Consider the following 16,776-nt stretch of genomic DNA (forward strand, 5'->3'; position numbering starts at 1 on the left):
TCAGGCCAGCCCGGCCGCGACGGCCGCCGCCTCCACCTGCGCGTCGACGACCGTGTCGACGACGGGGCCGATCCCCTCGAGCGCGGTGTCGGTGTCCTTGAGCCCGTGGCCGGTGACGGTGACGACCACCGTCTGGCCGGCGTACGACTCGCCCTGCTCCAGCTCCTGGAGCATGCCGGCGACCCCCGCCGCGGAGGCGGGCTCGACGAAGACGCCGTCGCGCCGTGCCAGCTCGCGCTGGGCCGAGAGGATCTGCTCGTCGGTGACCGAGGCGAAGCGGCCACCCGACTCCTCGGCGGCGGCCACGGCGAGCTTCCAGGAGGCCGGGTTGCCGATGCGGATCGCGGTCGCGCGCGTCTCGGGGTGCGGGAACGGCTCGCCGGTGACGAGCGGGGCGGCGCCCTCGGCCTGGAAGGCTCGCATCACGGGCTTGCGGGTGCTCTGCCCGAGGTCGGCGTACTGCCGGTAGCCCAGCCAGTACGCCGAGATGTTGCCGGCGTTGCCGACCGGGAGGAGGTGGACGTCGGGGGCGTCACCGAGGCGGTCGACCACCTCGAAGGCGGCGGTCTTCTGGCCCTCGAGCCGGACGGGGTTGACCGAGTTGACGAGGGCGACCGGGTAGGCGTCGGCCAGCCCGCGGGAGAGCCGCAGGCAGTCGTCGAAGTTGCCGCGCACCATGATCACCTGCGCGCCGTGCATGATCGCCTGGGCCATCTTGCCCGCGGAGATCTTGCCCTCGGGCACCAGCACCAGCGGCTTGAGCCCCGCCTTGGCGGCGTAGGCGGCCATCGAGGCCGAGGTGTTGCCGGTCGACGCGCAGACGACCGCCTCGGCGCCCTCGTGCCGCGCCACGGAGATCGCGGTGGTCATCCCGCGGTCCTTGAAGGAGCCGGTGGGGTTGTCGCCCTCGACCTTGAGCCAGACCCGGCCGCCGGTGAGGCCGGAGAGCCACTGGGAGTCGACCAGCGCCGTCCCGCCCTCGCCGAGGGTGACCGCCGGCGTGCCCTCGGGGATGTCCAGGAGGTCGCGGTACTCCTCGATCACGCCTCGCCACTGGTGGGCACTCACTCCGCGTCTCCTTCCACCCGCATCACCGAGGTGACCTCGCGGACGATCGTCATCTGCCTCAGCTGCTCCACGGTCGCCGCCAGCTGTGCGTCGGTGGCCTGGTGGGAGACCACGACGAGCTGGGCGTCCGCCCCGCGCCCCTCCTGCCGCACCGTCTGGATGGAGACGTCGTGCTCGGCGAAGGCGTGGGCGACGTCCGCCAGGACGCCGGCGCGGTCCTCCACGTCGATGGCGACGTGGTAGCGGGTGCGGGTCTCCCCCATCGGGCGCACGGCCCGCTCGGCGTACGCCGACTCCCCGGCGCCCGTGGTGCCGGCCAGCCGGTTGCGCGCGACCGTCACCAGGTCGCCCAGGACGGCGGACGCGGTGGGGGCGCCGCCGGCGCCCGGACCGTAGAACATGAGCTGCCCGGCGGCCTCGGACTCGACGAAGACCGCGTTGTAGGCCTCGCGCACGCTCGCGAGCGGGTGGGACCTGGGGATCATCGCGGGGTGAACCCGCACGGAGACCTGGTCGTCGGCCAGCTCCGCGATCGCCAGCAGCTTGACCACGGCGCCCATGTCGCGGGCCGAGGCCACGTCGGCGGCGGTCACCTCGGTGATCCCCTCCCGGTGCACGTCGGCGGCGGTGACGCGCGTGTGGAAGGCCAGGCTGGCCAGGATCGCGGCCTTGGCCGCGGCGTCGAACCCCTCGACGTCGGCCGTCGGGTCCGCCTCGGCGTACCCGAGCTCCTGGGCCTCCTCCAGCGCCTCGGAGAAGCCCGCGCCGGAGGTGTCCATCTTGTCGAGGATGAAGTTGGTCGTGCCGTTGACGATGCCCAGCACCCGGGTGACGCGGTCGCCGGAGAGCGACTCGCGCAGCGGCCGGAGGATCGGGATCGCCGCGGCCACCGAGGCCTCGTAGTAGAGGTCGCGGTCGGCCTTGGCCGCCGCCTCGAAGAGCGTGGGACCGTCCTCGGCCAGCAGGGCCTTGTTGGCGGTGACGACGGACGCGCCGTTCTCGAGCGCCCGCAGGATCAGGGAGCGGGCGGGCTCGATGCCGCCGATCACCTCGACGACGAGGTCGACGTCGTCGCGGGAGACGAGGCCCTCGGCGTCCGTGGTCAGCAGGCCCGCGGGCACCTCGACGTCGCGAGGCGCCTCGAGGCGGCGCACCGCGACGCCGACGAGCTCGAGGGGAACGCCCACCCGCGCCGCCAGGTCGTCGGCGTGCTCGGTCAGGAGGCGGAAGACCTGGGCACCCACCGAGCCGAAGCCCAGGAGTGCCACCTTCAGCCGTTTGTCGCTCATTCGTCACCCACGTCGGTCGCCAACAGGTCTTCCTCAGTCTCACGTCGTACGACGACGCGCGAGGCGCCGTCTCGGACCGCGACCACGGGGGGCCGCAGGGCATGGTTGTAGTTGGAGGCCAGGGAGCGGCAGTAGGCGCCGGTCGCCGGGACCGCCAGCAGGTCGCCGGGGGCGACGTCGGCGGGGAGGAACTCGTCCTTCACCACGACGTCGCCCGCCTCGCAGTGCTTGCCCACGACCCGGGAGAGCCGCCCGGCAGCGCCGGAGTCGCGGCCGGCCAGCGTGCAGGAGTAGTCGGCGTCGTAGAGCGCGGTGCGGATGTTGTCGCTCATCCCGCCGTCGACGCTCACGTAGGTGCGCCGGGCGCCGCCGTCCAGCGCCACCTCCTTGACCGTGCCGACCGTGTAGATCGTGCACATCGACGGGCCGACGATCGCGCGGCCCGGCTCGATCGAGAGCCGCGGCACGTCGAGGCCGAGCGCCCGGCACTCGTGCTCGACGATCGCCCGCATCTCCGCGGCCAGCCGCGCGGGCTCCGCCGGGTCGTCCTGGGTGGTGTAGGCGATCCCGAACCCGCCCCCGAGGTCGGTCTCCGGCATCACGACGCCCAGCTCGTCGCGGACCCGGGCGTGCAGCGCCAGCACCCGGCGGGCGGCGACCTCGAAGCCGGAGGAGTCGAAGATCTGGCTCCCGATGTGCGAGTGCAGCCCGCGGAGCTCCAGCGCCGGCGCCTCCTGCACCCGGCGTACCGCCTCGAGCGCGTCGCCCGAGGTGATGGAGAAGCCGAACTTCTGGTCCTCGTGGGCGGTCGCGATGTACTCGTGGGTGTGGGCCTCGACACCGGCGGTCACCCGGACCATCACCCGGACGAGGCGGTCGGGCCGGTCGGGGCCCTCGGCGGTGAGGCGGGTCAGGCGCTCCACCTCGTCGAAGGAGTCGACGATGATGCGGCCCACGCCGAGCCGGACGGCCCGCGCGAGCTCGGCCTCCGACTTGTTGTTGCCGTGGTAGCCGACCCGGGCCATGTCGAAGCCGGCCCGCTCGGCGACCAGCAGCTCGCCGGCGCTGCAGACGTCGAGGTGCAGCCCCTCCTCGGCCACCCAGCGCGCCACGGCGGTGCTGAGGAAGGCCTTGCCGGCGTAGAAGACGTCGAAGTCGGAGAACGCCTCGCGGAACGCCCGGGCGCGGGCCCGGAAGTCGTCCTCGTCCAGGACGTAGGCCGGGGTGCCGTGCTGCGCGGCCAGCTCGGTGACGGGGATGCCGCCGACCTGCAGGACGCCGTCGACCTTGCGGGCCGTGCGGGACCACAGGTGGGGCACCAGCGCGTTGGGGTCGGCGGGCTCCCGGAGCCAGGACGGACCGCGGAGGGCGCCGGGGGCGTGCGCCCACCCGGCCTCGTGGGTGGTGCTCACATCCGCTCCGGGGCGGAGACGCCGAGCAGACCCAGGCCGTTGGCCAGCACCGTGCGGGTGGCGGCCACGAGCACGAGCCGGGCCCGGTTGACCGGGCCGGGCTGCTCGTCGCCCTGCGGGAGCATCCGGCACTCGCGGGTGTCGTACCACTTGTTGAAGACCGAGGTCATGTCCTCGAGGTAGCGGGCGACCCGATGCGGCTCGCGCAGCTCCGCGGCGCTGGCCACCACCCGCGGGAACTCCGCGAGCGCACGCAGCAGGCGACCCTCGAGCTCGTGGGAGAGCAGGGCGGGGTCGAAGCCGACCGCGGGGTCCTCGGGCAGGGACATCCCGAGCTGGCCGGCGTTCTCCATCATCCGGCAGGTCCGGGCGTGGCCGTACTGGACGTAGTAGACCGGGTTGTCGGCCGACGCCTTGGTGATCTCGGCGACGTCCAGGGTCAGCGGGCTGTCGGCCGGGTAGCGCGCCAGCGAGTAGCGCAGCGCGTCGACCCCGATCTCCTCGACCAGCTCGGTGAGCGTGACGATGGTGCCGGCCCGCTTGGAGAGCCGCAGCTCCTCGCCGTCGCGGAGGATCTTGACGAGCTGGCCGATCATCACGTCCAGGGTCAGCGCGGGGTCGTCCCCGACGCAGGCCGCCATCGCCCTGAGCCGGCCGACGTAGCCGTGGTGGTCGGCGCCGAGCAGGTAGATGCAGTGGTCGAAGCCCCGCGCCCGCTTGTTGAGGTAGTAGGCGGTGTCGGAGGCGAAGTAGGTCAGCTCGCCGTCGGACTTGATGAGCACGCGGTCCTTGTCGTCGCCGAAGTCGGTGGTGCGCATCCAGAGCGCGCCGCCCTCCTCGAAGACGTGGCCCAGGCCCTTGAGGCGGGCGAGCGTCTCGGGGACCTCTCCCCCGTCGTGCAGGCTGGTCTCGGAGAACCAGACGTCGAAGTGGGTGTTGAAGAGCTCGAGCTGCTGCTGCTGCTCGGCCAGCTGCAGCTCGTAGCCCTTCGCCCGGACGGCGGCGAGCCGCTCGTCAGCCGGCAGGTCGAAGATCCCCGGGCTGGCGGCCTCGACGGCCTTGGCGAGGTCCTGGACGTAGGCGCCGGCGTAGCCGTCCTCGGGCGTCGGCTCGCCGAGGGCGGCGGCGACGATCGAGGCGGCGAAGTGGTTCATCTGGACGCCGCGGTCGTTGACGTAGAACTCGCGGGTGACATCCGCCCCGGCGGCCTGGAGCACCCGGCCGATGGCGTCGCCGAGCACCGCCCATCGGGTGTGCCCGAGGTGGAGGGGACCGGTCGGGTTGGCGGAGATGAACTCCACGTTGATCCGCTGGCCGGCGAGCGTCCGGGTGGTGCCGTACGACGCCCCGGCCGCGACCACGTCGGCCGCGACGCGGCCCTGGGCGCCGGCCTCCACGGTGATGTTGAGGAAGCCCGGGCCCGCCACCTCGACGGCGCCCACTCCGTCGGCCTCGCGCAGCCGGGCGGCCAGCAGCTCGCCCAGGGCGCGGGGGTTGGTCCCGGCCTTCTTGCCCAGCTGCAGCGCGACGTTGGTGGCGTAGTCGCCGTGCCCCTGCTGCCGGGGGCGCTCGACCGTGACCGACCCCGGGACGCCGTCGGGCAACGTCACCGCGCCCTCGGCCACGAGGGACTCGAGGGCGCTGACGATGGTCGTGGAGAGCTGGTCCGGGGTCACCCGTCAAGCCTATCCGCGGGTCCCGGTTTCCACTCCGGCAGGTTCGACAGGTAGTCTCCCTGCTCGCGTCGTCCCGACGCACTGCCTCCGTAGCTCAGGGGATAGAGCACTGGTTTCCGGTACCAGGTGCCGCAGGTTCGAATCCTGCCGGAGGCGCAGCACGACGAGGCCCCGACCGCACGCGGTCGGGGCCTCGTCGCGTCCCGGGACCCGGTGCCGAACGCCCCGCTCAGCAGCGCAGCGTGGCGTCCCGCCGGGCGTCGGCGCCCCAGCGCCGCGCCGTGGCGACGTCGGGGAAGACGACGCTGGCCGAGCCCGCGAAGCCGAGCCGGCCCGGCACCACGCAGGTGGTCACCGCCCGGGGGCGCACCGCGGCGACCGCCTGGGCGATCCGGAAGAGCTCGGCCGGCGAGGCGTCGGTGCGGGTGTGCCGCAGCACGGTCATCACGCCCCGCTCGAGGAAGCCGGGCCGGTCCTTGGCCTGCACGATCCGCGCGTGGATGCCGCGCAGGGTGCGCTGCTGGTTGGCGGAGCGTCCGAAGTCCCCGTCGGGGAGCCCCTTGCGGATCCGGCTGAACGCCATCGCGTCGTAGCCGCCGAGCCGGATCCGGCCGCGCGCGAAGCCCTCGCGCTTCAGGTCGGGGTCGGCGAACCGGCGCGGGTTGTGCACCGTGATCCCCCCGATGTCGTCGACCATCTGCTCGAAGAACGGGAACCGGGTGACCATGACGTAGTCGGGCTCGACCCCCGTCAGCCCCTGCACGGTCCGCGCCATCAGCTGCGGGCCGCCGTGCACCAGCCCGGCGTTGACCCGGGTCCGGCCGTGGCCGGGGACCGGCACCCACGCGTCGCGCGGCACGCCGATCGCCGCGGCGGCTCCGGTGCGGGTGTTGATCCCGACCAGCTGGATCGCGTCGGCGCGGGTGCGCGTCATCTCCTGGCCGGGACGCGCGTCCGAGCCGAGCGCGAGGATCCAGGTGACCTCGGGACTCAGGTCGACGCCCTGGGAGCGGCGCACCTCCACCAGCTCGAGCCGGGTGGGCGCGACGGACGCGTCGGGCACGACCAGCCCGAGGACGGCGAGGACGACGCCGAGGACGAGGGGGCGCAGGACGCGCCACCTCCTGGCGGGCCACCTCATGTCCGCTCCCGGGTCAGGTCGTGGCCGAAGATCCGCCACCGGGTGCCCCCTCGGGTGCGCACGGGCGTGAGCAGCAGCCGGCCCCGGAGCCGGACCTTGCGCTCCACCTCGCCGGAGGTGTGCAGGTCGAGGGTGAGCCTGGCCGTCGCCCCCACCGCCCGGCCGTCGGGCGCCAGCACGACGTAGCGGACCGCCCGCTTGGTCACCCGCACCCCGTCGATCCGTCCGGCGAGGTCGCCGAGCGTCGTGAGTCCCCGGTCGGCGCGGGCCCGTCGGGCCGCCCCCGGGGTGAAGCCGGACCACGCCCCCGTCACCTCGCGCGGGAACGGTCCGTCGGTGAAGCCGGCGTCCAGCCAGCCGTCGACGACGAGGCCGACCCGTCGGACGAGCCGCTTGCGCGCGGGCGCGGGAAGCCGTCCGACGACCTGGCCGACGAGGTGCCTGGTGGGCACCGGCGCGGGCTCGGCGGAGCCGGCCGGGTCGGGGCCGGGGGACGACGCGGCGACCTCCGGCGGGTCGCCGGCCGGCTCCCCCGGGTCGCCGGAGCAGGCGCCCAGCAGCAGGGCGGTCGCGAGGGTCGGCACGAGCAGCGCGCGGGCGGCGGGACGAGCAGGACGAGGGACGGGACGGGCCACGGCAGGGGTTCTCCGGCGGGGGGACGGGTACGGCGTCGGGGACACCCTGCCCCAAAGACCACCCTTGCCACTGCATTTGTGGAGCGGGGGGTCTAGCCTTGACGGCGACTCATCCCATAACCGCGCGCTGACCCGGAAGAGGCGAACCAAGCCGTGCCGCAGTCCCCCACCCCTGACCAGCCCTCCAGCTCCTCCGCGGACGCCGGCTTCGGCGCCAACGAGTGGCTGGTCGAGGAGATGTACGAGCAGTACCAGAAGGACCCGGCCAGCGTCGGCCCCGCGTGGGTCGACTACTTCAAGGAGCACGGCGGCGGATCCGGCGCCAACGGCGCCGAGCAGGCGCCCGCGAAGGCCGCCACCCCGGCCCCGGCGAAGGTCGCCGCTCCGGCCCAGTCGCAGCCGCAGTCCCAGCCGCAGGCGCAGTCGGCCACGTCGCAGCCCGCAGCGAAGCAGGAGCAGGCCCCGCAGCCGAAGGCCGAGCAGAGCACCCCCACGCCGAAGGCGAAGCCCCGCCCCGCCGCCGCCGCGGCCGAGCCCGCCGCGGGCACCGCCGAGCCGGTCGCCAAGGACGCGCGCCCCTCGGCGCCGGCCGAGGCCAGCGACGAGCCCACCTACACCGTGCTCCGCGGCGCCCCGGCGCGCACCGCGCAGAACATGGACGTCTCGCTCACCGTGCCCACGGCCACCTCCGTGCGCTCGGTGCCGGTCAAGCTGCTGTGGGACAACCGCACGGTCATCAACAACCACCTCGCCCGCGCCCGCGGCGGCAAGGTCTCCTTCACCCACCTCATCGGCTACGCCATGGTGCAGGCGGTCAAGGCCATGCCCGAGATGAACGTCGGCTACGACGTGGTCGACGGCAAGCCCAACCTGATCACCCCGGCGCACGTGAACCTCGGCCTGGCCATCGACGTCCCGAAGAAGGACGGCAGCCGCCAGCTGCTCGTGCCGTCGATCAAGGCCGCCGAGACGATGGACTTCGCGGGCTTCTGGACGGCGTACGAGGAGATCGTCCGCAAGGCCCGCGACGGCAAGCTCGGCGTGGCGGACTTCCAGGGCACCACCATCTCGCTGACCAACCCGGGCGGCATCGGCACGGTGCACTCGGTGCCGCGGCTGATGAAGGGCCAGGGCGCGATCATCGGCGTCGGCGCGATGGAGTACCCCGCAGAGTGGCAGGGCGCGTCGGCCGAGGCGATCGCGCGCAACGCCATCAGCAAGGTCATGACGCTGACGTCGACCTACGACCACCGGGTGATCCAGGGCGCGCAGTCGGGCGAGTTCCTCAAGCGGCTGCACGCGCTGCTGCTGGGCGAGGACGGCTTCTACGACGAGATCTTCCGCTCGTTGCGGATCCCCTACGAGCCCGTGCGCTGGTCCGCGGACATCGCCACCAGCCACGACGAGGACATCAGCAAGCAGGCCAGGATCCTCGAGCTGATCCACGCCTACCGCGTGCGCGGCCACATGATGGCCGACACCGACCCGCTGGAGTACCGCCAGCGCTCGCACCCCGACCTGCAGATCGAGTCCCACGGGCTGACGCTGTGGGACCTCGACCGCGAGTTCGCCACCGGCTCGTTCGGTGGCGAGGGCCGGCGCTTCATGAAGCTGCGCGACATCCTCGGGATCCTGCGCGACTCCTACTGCCGCACCATCGGCATCGAGTACATGCACATCATGGACCCGGAGCAGCGCCGCTGGATCCAGCAGCGCGTGGAGCAGCCGCACACCAAGACGCCCCGCGAGGAGCAGCTGCGGATCCTGCTCAAGCTCAACCAGGCCGAGGCGTTCGAGACCTTCCTGCAGACCAAGTTCGTCGGCCAGAAGCGCTTCTCCCTCGAGGGTGGCGAGACCACCATCCCGCTGGTCGACGAGGTGTGCGAGGCTGCCGCCGAGGCCGGCCTCGACGAGGTCACCATCGGCATGGCGCACCGCGGCCGCCTCAACGTGCTGGCCAACATCGTCGGCAAGAGCTACTCCCAGATCTTCCGCGAGTTCGAGGGCAACATCGACCCGCGCACGGTCCAGGGCTCCGGCGACGTGAAGTACCACCTCGGCGCCGAGGGCGAGTTCGTCTCGGGTCGCGGCGACACCGTCAAGGTGTCGGTGGCGGCCAACCCGTCGCACCTCGAGGCGGTCGACCCGGTGCTGGAGGGCATCGCGCGCGCCAAGCAGGACGTGCTGGACCGCGGCGCGGAGTACCCCGTGCTCCCGCTGCTGATCCACGGCGACGCGGCCTTCGCCGGCCAGGGCGTGGTGGCGGAGACGCTCAACCTCTCCCAGCTGCGCGGCTACCGCACCGGTGGCACCGTGCACGTGGTCGTCAACAACCAGGTCGGCTTCACCACCTCCCCCGGCTCGTCGCGCTCCTCGCTCTACGCGACCGACGTGGCCCGGATGGTGCAGGCGCCGATCTTCCACGTCAACGGCGACGACCCCGAGGCCTGCATCCGGGTCGCCCGGCTGGCCTTCGAGTACCGCCAGGCGTTCAACAAGGACGTCGTCATCGACCTGGTCTGCTACCGCCGGCGCGGGCACAACGAGGGCGACGACCCGTCGTACACCCAGCCGCTGATGTACGACCTGATCGAGCAGAAGCGGTCGGTGCGCAAGCTCTACACCGAGTCCCTGATCGGCCGCGGCGACATCACGCTGGAGGAGGCCGAGCAGGTCCTGCGCGACTACCAGCAGCAGCTGGAGCGCGTCTTCACGGAGGTCCGCGAGGCGACGGCGCAGCCGTCCGAGTGGACGACCGTGCCCGACTACCCCGAGAAGTCGGCCGGGACGCGCTCGACCGCGATCAGCGCCGAGGTCCTCAAGCGGATCTCCGACGCCTACATCACGCCCCCCGAGGGGTTCACCGTCCACCCGAAGGTGATGCCCCAGCTGCAGCGCCGGGCGGCGGCGATCACCGACGGCCCGATCGACTGGGGCACCGGCGAGATCCTCGCGTTCGGCTCCCTGCTCATGGACGGCCGCCCGGTGCGGCTGGCCGGCCAGGACTCGCGTCGCGGCACGTTCGTCCAGCGGTTCGCCACGATCATCGACCGCAAGAACGCCGACGAGTGGACCCCGCTGACCAACCTCAGCGAGGACCAGGCGAAGTTCTACGTCTACGACTCGCTGCTGTCGGAGTACGCCGCGCTCGGCTTCGAGTACGGCTACTCGGTGGCCCGCCCCGACGCGCTGGTCCTCTGGGAGGCGCAGTTCGGCGACTTCGTCAACGGCGCGCAGACGGTGATCGACGAGTTCATCTCCGCGGGCGAGACCAAGTGGCAGCAGCAGTCGGGCGTCGTGCTCCTGCTCCCCCACGGCTACGAGGGCCAGGGCCCGGACCACTCCTCGGCCCGGATCGAGCGCTTCCTCACCATGTGCGCCGAGGACGCGATGGTGGTGGCCCAGCCCTCCACCCCGGCCTCCCACTTCCACCTGCTGCGCCGCCACTCCCTCGGCGAGGAGCACCGTCCCCTGGTCGTCTTCACGCCCAAGTCGATGCTCAAGCGCAAGGAGGCGGCGTCCCAGCCGAGCGACTTCACCGAGGGCACCTTCCGGCCGTTCATCGGCGACGACGAGGTCGACGCCTCGCAGGTCGAGACGCTGCTGCTGTGCTCGGGCCGGATCACCTGGGATCTCGTGGTGGAGCGGCGCAAGCGGGAGGACGGCGGGAAGTTCGCGATCGGCCGGGTGGAGCAGCTCTACCCGCGGCCGGTCGAGGAGATCCGGGCGGAGCTCTCGCGCTACCCCCACCTCAAGACGGTCCGCTGGGTGCAGGACGAGCCGCGCAACATGGGCCCGTGGCCGCACTACGCGCTCAACGTGTGGTCCGAGCTGGGGGTCGAGGTGCAGCCGGTCACCCGCCCGGCGTCCGCCTCGCCGTCGGTGGGCACGCTGAAGCGCCACACCGAGGAGCAGAAGGGCCTCCTGGCGGAGGCGTTCGCCCCGGCCTCGGCCCGGGCGACCGACTACTGAGCGGCCCCGGCGATGTACTTCACCGACCGCGGGATCGAGGAGCTCGAGCGACGCCGGGGTGACGAGGAGGTCACCCTGGCGTGGGTCGCCGACCGGCTGCAGCAGTTCACCGACGTGCACCCCGAGTTCGAGACGGCGGTGGAGCGGTTCGCCACCTGGCTGGCCCGCGAGGACGACCCCGAGGACTGACCGGAGCACCGCTCCGACGACTGGAGGAGAGCCGGATGGCGTTCCCGTCACCCCCCTGGCACCTGCGCGGCCACCTGTGGGGCTCGCTCTTCCGAGCCGAGCCCCCCGGGGAGCGGGCGGGCGTCTTCGCGGTCGCCTTCGTGGAGTACCGGCCCGGCGGGACGCTCGACTACTCCGAGCTGCTCGTCGCCCGGCGGGCCGACGAGGGCGGGCTGGCCCTGCGGGTCCGGGACCTCTGGGTGGACTCGGAGACCTCGCGGGAGGGCGGGCGCGCGCTCTGGGACCTGCCGAAGGAGATGGCGACCTTCACCCACGCCCCCGGCGGGCTCGGCCTGGTCGACCGGACCTTCTGGAGCGCCGCCGACGGCGGCGGCCAGCCGCTGGCGACGGCCGAGTTCCTCGACACCTCGGCGCTCGCGCTGCGCGGACCGCTGCGGGGCAGCACCCGGCAGCCGACCCTGGCAGCAGGCACCCGCGTGGCCACCGTGCAGGGCAGCGCCCGTGGCCTCCCCGCCCTGGCGCACTGGTCGTTCGACGCGCGGGGCCCCCTCGGCTGGCTCGCCGGCCGGCACCCGTTCCTGTCGTTCCGGCTCCGGGACTTCGCCGTCACCTTCGAGTGACGGCTGGTGGGTTCACCGGGGTCAGATGACGCCCATCGCCAGCATCGCGTCGGCGACCTGGCAGAAGCCGGAGATGTTGGCCCCGGCCACGTAGTCCCCCGGGACGCCGTACTCGTCGGCGGTGGTGACGCACTGGAGGTGGATGCCGGCCATGATGTCGGCCAGCCGCTCCTCGGTGTGCTCGAAGGTCCACCGGTCGCGGGAGGCGTTCTGCTGCATCTCCAGCGCGCTCGTGGCCACACCGCCGGCGTTGGCGGCCTTGCCGGGGGCGAAGAGCACGCCGGCCTGGCGCAGCAGCGCCACGGCGCCCGGCGTCGTGGGCATGTTGGCGCCCTCCGCGACGACCTGGACGCCGTTCGCCACGAGCGTGCGGGCGGCCTCCTCCGGGAGCTCGTTCTGGGTCGCGCAGGGCAGGGCGACGTCGCACGGCACGTCCCAGATGGAGCCACCGGCGATGTGCCGGGCGCCGTTGCCGCGCAGCTCGGCGTACTCGCTGACCCGCTCGCGTCGCACCTCCTTGACCTCGCGCAGCAGGTCGAGGTCGATGCCCGCCTCGTCGACGACGTAGCCGCCGGAGTCGGAGACCGCGACGACGGTGCCGCCGAGCTGGTGAACCTTCTGCACGGCGTAGATCGCGACGTTGCCGGAGCCGGAGACGACCACGCGCTTGCCGTCGAAGGAGGAGCCGCGGGCCCGCAGCATCTCGTCGACGAAGAAGACGGTGCCATAGCCGGTCGCCTCGGTGCGCGCCCGCGAGCCGCCCCAGGTGATCCCCTTGCCCGTCAGCACGCCGGACTCGTAGCGGTTGGTGATCCGCTTGTACTGGCCGAAGAGGTAGCCGATCTCCCGGCCCCCCACGCCCGTGTCACCGGCAGGGACGTCGGTGTACTCGCCCAGGTGACGGTAGAGCTCGGTCATGAAGGACTGGCAGAAGCGCATGATCTCGCCCTCCGAGCGACCCTTGGGGTCGAAGTCGGAGCCACCCTTGCCGCCGCCGATCGGCATCCCCGTGAGGGCGTTCTTGAAGATCTGCTCGAAGCCGAGGAACTTCACGATCCCGAGGTAGACGCTCGGGTGGAAGCGGAGCCCGCCCTTGTAGGGACCGAGGGCGGAGTTGAACTCCACGCGGAAGCCGCGGTTGATCCGGACCGTGCCCTGGTCGTCGACCCACGGCACCCGGAAGATGATCTGCCGCTCGGGCTCGCAGATCCGCTCGATGATCGAGGCCTCGACGTACTCGGGGCGCTTCTCGACCACCGGGCTGAGGCTCTCGAGCACCTCGTGGACGGCCTGGTGGAACTCCAGCTCGCCCTGGTTGCGGTGCAGGACCTCGGCGTAGACGGGCTGGAGGGCGGGGTGCAGTTGGCTCACGGTGTCTCTCTGTTTCCTTGGGAGCGCGCCCCGAGGGGGACGCCCTCGGGCGTGCGGTCAGGCCGACGGGCGCGGCGCGGTGCGGACGGTGAGGTCCGGGATGGTCGAGTCGGCCGGGAGGTCGATCACGTGGCAGATGGTCTCGGCGACCGACTCGGGGCTGACGAAGACTCCCTCGTCGTAGGCCCTGCCCTCCTGACGGTGCACGCGCGCCTGCATGGGGGTGGCGGTCCGGCTGGGGTAGACGGAGGTGACGCGGACGCCGTGCTCGGCCTCCTCGGCGCGCACGGCGTCGGCGAAGGCGCGCAGCCCGGCCTTGGAGGCGGCGTACGCCGACCAGCCGGGGTTGGCCGACATGATCGCGGTGGAGTTGACCAGCACGAGGGTCCCCCGGGCCGCGCGCAGGGCGGGCAGGACCGCGCGGGTCAACCGGGCGGGGGCCGTCAGGTTGACCTGGATCTGCTCCTGCCAGGCGTCGTGGTTGAGCGTGGCGACGGGGCCGAGGTGGACCACCCCGGCGCAGTGGACGACCGAGTCGAACCGCTCGGTCTCCGCCAGCAGCGTCCCGGCGGTCACGACGGCGTCGGGCTGCGCCAGGTCCACCACGTGGCAGGCGTGCCCGGGCAGGTCGGCCTGGATCTCGTCGGCGCGCGAGTGGGTGCGGGCCAGGAGGACGAGCCGGTCCCCGCGCGCGGCCAGCCGCCGGGCGAGCGCCCGGCCGATGCCCGAGCCCGCACCGGTGACGAGGTGGGTGCGCGGAGCCGTCATCGCGTCAGCACGACCTTGCCGAAGAGGTCGCCCCGGCGCATCGCCTCGAACGCGTCCCGGGCGTCCTCCATCGGGACGGTCCGGTCGACGAGCGGCCTGGTGCCGGTCGCGTCCAGCATCTGCACGAGCGAGGCGAGCTCGGCCCTCGTGCCCATCGTGGAGCCGATCACCTGCAGCTGCAGGAAGAAGATGCGGGTCAGCTCGGCGTCGTCCAGCTGCGGCCCGCTCGTGGTGCCGCTGATCACGATCCGGCCGCCCGGGCGCAGCGCCCGGACGGAGTGCGACCAGGTGGCCCGGCCGACCGTCTCCATGACGGCGTCGACCTTGGCGGGCAGCCGGGCACCCGACTCGAAGACCTCGTGCGCCCCGATCTCCAGGGCGCGGGCGCGCTTCGCCTCGTCGCGGGACGTCGCCAGGACCCGGAGGCCGGCCGCGCGCGCCAGGATGATGAGGGCCGTGGCCACGCCACCGCCGGCACCCTGCACCAGCACCGAGTCGCCGGCCTTGAGGTCGCCCTGGGTGAAGAGCATCCGGTACGCCGTGAGCCAGGCGGTGGGCAGGCAGGCGGCCTCCGCGAACGACAGCGACTCGGGCTTGGGCACGACGTTGCGCCGCGGCACCACGACCTTGTCGGCGAAGGTGCCCTGGTGGCGCTCCGAGAGCAGCGACCGGCGCGGGTCCAGCGTCTCGTCGCCCGCCCAGTCGGGGTCGCTGATGACGGCGTGCACCACGACCTCGTTGCCGTCCTCGTCGAGGCCGGCCGCGTCGCAGCCCAGGATCATCGGCAGCGCCTCCTCGCGCAGCCCCACGCCCTGCAGCGACCAGAGGTCGTGGTGGTTCAGCGACGCCGCCTTGACGGTCACCGTGGTCCACCCCTCGGGGGCGACGGGGTCGGGCCGCTCCCCCACGACGAGGCCGGCGAGCGGGTCGGCGGAGTCGCGCGGGGCGAACGAGCTGGCGTAGACGGCGAACATGTCCCCGAGGTTAACCCGCGCTCACCCGCACCCCGTCGCCAGCCCACGGGGCAGACGGGGCACCCCGGTCAGCGTCGGGCGACGCCGTCGCGCCGGGCCGCCTCGGCGACCGCGGCCCGCACCGCGGGCCCGACCCGGGGGTCGAACGGCGAGGGGATCACCAGGTCGGGCGCCAGGTCGTCGCCGACCAGGTCGGCGAGGGCGTCCGCCGCCGCCAGCTTCATGCCCTCGGTGATCGCCGTGGCGTGCACGTCGAACGCGCCGCGGAAGATGCCCGGGAAGGCGAGCACGTTGTTGATCTGGTTGGGGAAGTCGGAGCGCCCGGTGGCCACGACCCGCGCGTGGCGGTGGGCGACGTCGGGGTGGACCTCGGGGTGCGGGTTGGCGAGCCCGAAGATGATGGCGTCGTCGGCCATCGTGGCCACGACCTCCTCCGGGACCGTGCCGCCGGAGACGCCGATGTAGACGTCGGCGCCCTGCATCACCTGAGCGAGGCTGCCGCTGCGCCCGAACCGGTCGGCGGTGTCGCGGGCGAGCGCGGCCTTGACCGGGGTCAGGTCGGCGCGCTCGGAGTTGAGCACCCCCTGCCGGTCGACGATGGCGAGGTCCTCGATCCCCGCCTCGAGGAGGATCCGGGCCACCGCGACGCCCGCCGCGCCGGCCCCGGAGATCACGACCCGCGTCCCCTGCGGGGTCCGCCCGGTCAGGCGCAGCGCGTTCTTGAGGGAGGCGAGGGCGACCACGGCCGTCCCGTGCTGGTCGTCGTGGAAGACGGGGATGTCGAGCAGCTCCTTGAGCCGGTCCTCGATCTCGAAGCAGCGCGGGGCGGAGATGTCCTCGAGGTTGATCCCGCCGAAGCTCGGCGCGAGCCGCGCGACGGTCTCGATGATCTCCTCGACGTCGGTGGTGGCCAGGCAGATCGGGACGGCGTCCACGCCGCCGAACTGCTTGAAGAGCACGGCCTTGCCCTCCATCACGGGCATCGCCGCGGCGGGGCCGATGTCGCCCAGGCCCAGGACGGCGGTGCCGTCGGTGACGACCGCGACGGTGTTGGGGACCCACGTGTAGTGCTGGGTCATCGAGGGGTCCTCGGCGATCGCCTCGCAGACGCGGGCCACCCCGGGGGTGTAGGCCAGGGACAGGGCGTCGGGGCCGTCGAGCTCGACCGTGGAGACGGTCTCGAGCTTGCCGCCTACGTGGAGGTCGAACACCGGATCGCCGAGGAACGGGTGGGCCGGATTCGGTGCGTCAACCATGCCGCCGATTCTTCCACGCCCCCTCCGCGGGCCGACGACGGCGTCCGAAGAGCCGCGGCCGCGGCCAGACGCGGGCCCGGACGACGCCGTGGACGGCGGCCTCGGGGACCGGGCCCCGGTGCCGGGAGTCGACCCCCACCTCCTGGTCCTCGCTGAGCAGCCACCACCCCGGCGACCCGTCCCGCAGGGCCCGGCGCGAGTCGGCCCGCTTCACGGCCAGCGTCCCGTCGGCCAGGGTGGCCAGGACGAGGTCGCCGGCCCGGGGCGGGACGCCGTAGCGGACCAGGACCCGGTCGCCGGGACGCAGCACCGGCTCCATCGAGCCGCCGCGCACCCGGGCCAGCCCGACCGCATGGCTCCTTGCGGACGGGGTACCTCCCCCCTGACCGGTGCCGCTCACGCGGA

At 73.2% G+C, this 16,776-nt stretch carries 14 protein-coding genes and 1 tRNA gene; 4 read left to right on the forward strand and 11 right to left on the reverse strand.

What is annotated here, in order from left to right; all coding sequences use genetic code 11:
• The 4 genes from thrC to argS are packed head-to-tail and all read right to left on the reverse strand — an operon-like array spanning nt 1 to nt 5,445.
• The gene (thrC, locus tag DNK53_RS12065; RefSeq protein ID WP_110182594.1) at nt 1-1,068 is read right to left on the reverse strand and encodes a threonine synthase; all 1,068 of its coding nucleotides are present in this window, start codon (nt 1,066-1,068) and stop codon (nt 1-3) included.
• Complete coding sequence (locus DNK53_RS12070) at nt 1,065-2,357, reverse strand: homoserine dehydrogenase (protein WP_110182595.1); 1,293 nt, start codon at nt 2,355-2,357, stop codon at nt 1,065-1,067. The genes thrC and DNK53_RS12070 overlap by 4 nt, the downstream gene beginning before the upstream one ends.
• Complete coding sequence (gene lysA / locus DNK53_RS12075; protein ID WP_110182596.1) at nt 2,354-3,769, reverse strand: diaminopimelate decarboxylase; 1,416 nt, start codon at nt 3,767-3,769, stop codon at nt 2,354-2,356. Before lysA ends, DNK53_RS12070 begins: the two co-directional genes overlap by 4 nt.
• Nucleotides 3,766-5,445: an arginine--tRNA ligase gene (gene argS / locus DNK53_RS12080; RefSeq protein ID WP_110182597.1), complete on the reverse strand. Its 1,680-nt coding sequence runs from the start codon at nt 5,443-5,445 to the stop codon at nt 3,766-3,768. The genes lysA and argS overlap by 4 nt, the downstream gene beginning before the upstream one ends.
• A gap of 83 nt (nt 5,446-5,528) precedes the next feature.
• Here argS and DNK53_RS12085 point away from each other — a divergent pair.
• Nucleotides 5,529-5,601 (forward strand) — tRNA-Arg (locus DNK53_RS12085).
• A gap of 73 nt (nt 5,602-5,674) precedes the next feature.
• Here the strand turns inward: DNK53_RS12085 and DNK53_RS12090 are convergent.
• Together DNK53_RS12090 and DNK53_RS12095 are read right to left on the reverse strand one after the other, a co-directional pair.
• Nucleotides 5,675-6,586, reverse strand: coding sequence for an LCP family protein (locus tag DNK53_RS12090; RefSeq protein ID WP_110182598.1), 912 nt, complete (start codon nt 6,584-6,586; stop codon nt 5,675-5,677).
• The gene (locus tag DNK53_RS12095) at nt 6,583-7,221 is read right to left on the reverse strand and encodes a hypothetical protein (protein ID WP_162599915.1); all 639 of its coding nucleotides are present in this window, start codon (nt 7,219-7,221) and stop codon (nt 6,583-6,585) included. Before DNK53_RS12095 ends, DNK53_RS12090 begins: the two co-directional genes overlap by 4 nt.
• 153 nt (nt 7,222-7,374) lie before the next feature.
• Here DNK53_RS12095 and DNK53_RS12100 point away from each other — a divergent pair, with 153 nt between their 5' ends.
• Genes DNK53_RS12100 through DNK53_RS12105 form a run of 3 tightly spaced genes read left to right on the forward strand, consistent with a single transcriptional unit; the run spans nt 7,375 to nt 12,002 of the window.
• A complete protein-coding gene (locus DNK53_RS12100; RefSeq protein ID WP_110182600.1) occupies nt 7,375-11,193 on the forward strand; it encodes a multifunctional oxoglutarate decarboxylase/oxoglutarate dehydrogenase thiamine pyrophosphate-binding subunit/dihydrolipoyllysine-residue succinyltransferase subunit in 3,819 nt (1,272 codons plus the stop codon).
• Between the two features lie 12 nt (nt 11,194-11,205).
• Nucleotides 11,206-11,382 (forward strand): DUF6104 family protein, encoded by a 177-nt coding sequence (locus DNK53_RS17815; RefSeq protein WP_204163903.1) that lies wholly within the window; start codon nt 11,206-11,208, stop codon nt 11,380-11,382.
• Nucleotides 11,383-11,417: 35 nt separating this feature from the next.
• Nucleotides 11,418-12,002, forward strand: coding sequence for an acetoacetate decarboxylase family protein (locus DNK53_RS12105; RefSeq protein WP_110182601.1), 585 nt, complete (start codon nt 11,418-11,420; stop codon nt 12,000-12,002).
• 21 nt (nt 12,003-12,023) lie between these two features.
• Here DNK53_RS12105 and gdhA read toward each other — a convergent pair whose 3' ends face one another.
• The 5 genes from gdhA to DNK53_RS12130 all read right to left on the reverse strand — a co-directional run bounded on the left by gdhA (nt 12,024) and on the right by DNK53_RS12130 (nt 16,771).
• Nucleotides 12,024-13,364, reverse strand: a complete 1,341-nt coding sequence (gene gdhA, locus DNK53_RS12110; protein ID WP_239456558.1) for an NADP-specific glutamate dehydrogenase — start codon at nt 13,362-13,364, stop codon at nt 12,024-12,026.
• 66 nt (nt 13,365-13,430) lie between these two features.
• The gene (locus DNK53_RS12115) at nt 13,431-14,141 is read right to left on the reverse strand and encodes an SDR family oxidoreductase (protein ID WP_110182603.1); all 711 of its coding nucleotides are present in this window, start codon (nt 14,139-14,141) and stop codon (nt 13,431-13,433) included.
• Complete coding sequence (locus tag DNK53_RS12120; RefSeq protein WP_110182604.1) at nt 14,138-15,115, reverse strand: zinc-binding dehydrogenase; 978 nt, start codon at nt 15,113-15,115, stop codon at nt 14,138-14,140. The genes DNK53_RS12115 and DNK53_RS12120 overlap by 4 nt, the downstream gene beginning before the upstream one ends.
• A gap of 68 nt (nt 15,116-15,183) precedes the next feature.
• Entirely contained in the window at nt 15,184-16,371 is a 1,188-nt protein-coding gene (locus DNK53_RS12125; protein WP_110182605.1) for an NAD(P)-dependent malic enzyme, read from the reverse strand.
• Nucleotides 16,364-16,771 carry a S24/S26 family peptidase gene (locus DNK53_RS12130; RefSeq protein ID WP_239456508.1) on the reverse strand — a complete coding sequence of 136 codons (408 nt, stop codon included), beginning with the start codon at nt 16,769-16,771 and terminating at the stop codon, nt 16,364-16,366. The genes DNK53_RS12125 and DNK53_RS12130 overlap by 8 nt, the downstream gene beginning before the upstream one ends.
• Between the last annotated feature and the right edge of the window lie 5 nt (nt 16,772-16,776).

Origin of the sequence: Nocardioides solisilvae, from assembly GCF_003194625.1 — a bacterium.
GTDB classification, from domain to species: Bacteria; Actinomycetota; Actinomycetes; order Propionibacteriales; family Nocardioidaceae; genus Nocardioides; species Nocardioides solisilvae.

Coding starts and splice junctions, on each gene's coding strand:
- DNK53_RS12090 (WP_110182598.1), bottom strand. CDS start 6,586: ATGAGGTGGCCCGCCAGGAGGTGGCGCGTCCTGCGCCCCCTCGTCCTC.
- DNK53_RS12070 (WP_110182595.1), bottom strand. CDS start 2,357: ATGAGCGACAAACGGCTGAAGGTGGCACTCCTGGGCTTCGGCTCGGTG.
- DNK53_RS12120 (WP_110182604.1), bottom strand. CDS start 15,115: ATGTTCGCCGTCTACGCCAGCTCGTTCGCCCCGCGCGACTCCGCCGAC.
- DNK53_RS17815 (WP_204163903.1), top strand. CDS start 11,206: ATGTACTTCACCGACCGCGGGATCGAGGAGCTCGAGCGACGCCGGGGT.
- DNK53_RS12125 (WP_110182605.1), bottom strand. CDS start 16,371: ATGGTTGACGCACCGAATCCGGCCCACCCGTTCCTCGGCGATCCGGTG.
- DNK53_RS12105 (WP_110182601.1), top strand. CDS start 11,418: ATGGCGTTCCCGTCACCCCCCTGGCACCTGCGCGGCCACCTGTGGGGC.
- DNK53_RS12115 (WP_110182603.1), bottom strand. CDS start 14,141: ATGACGGCTCCGCGCACCCACCTCGTCACCGGTGCGGGCTCGGGCATC.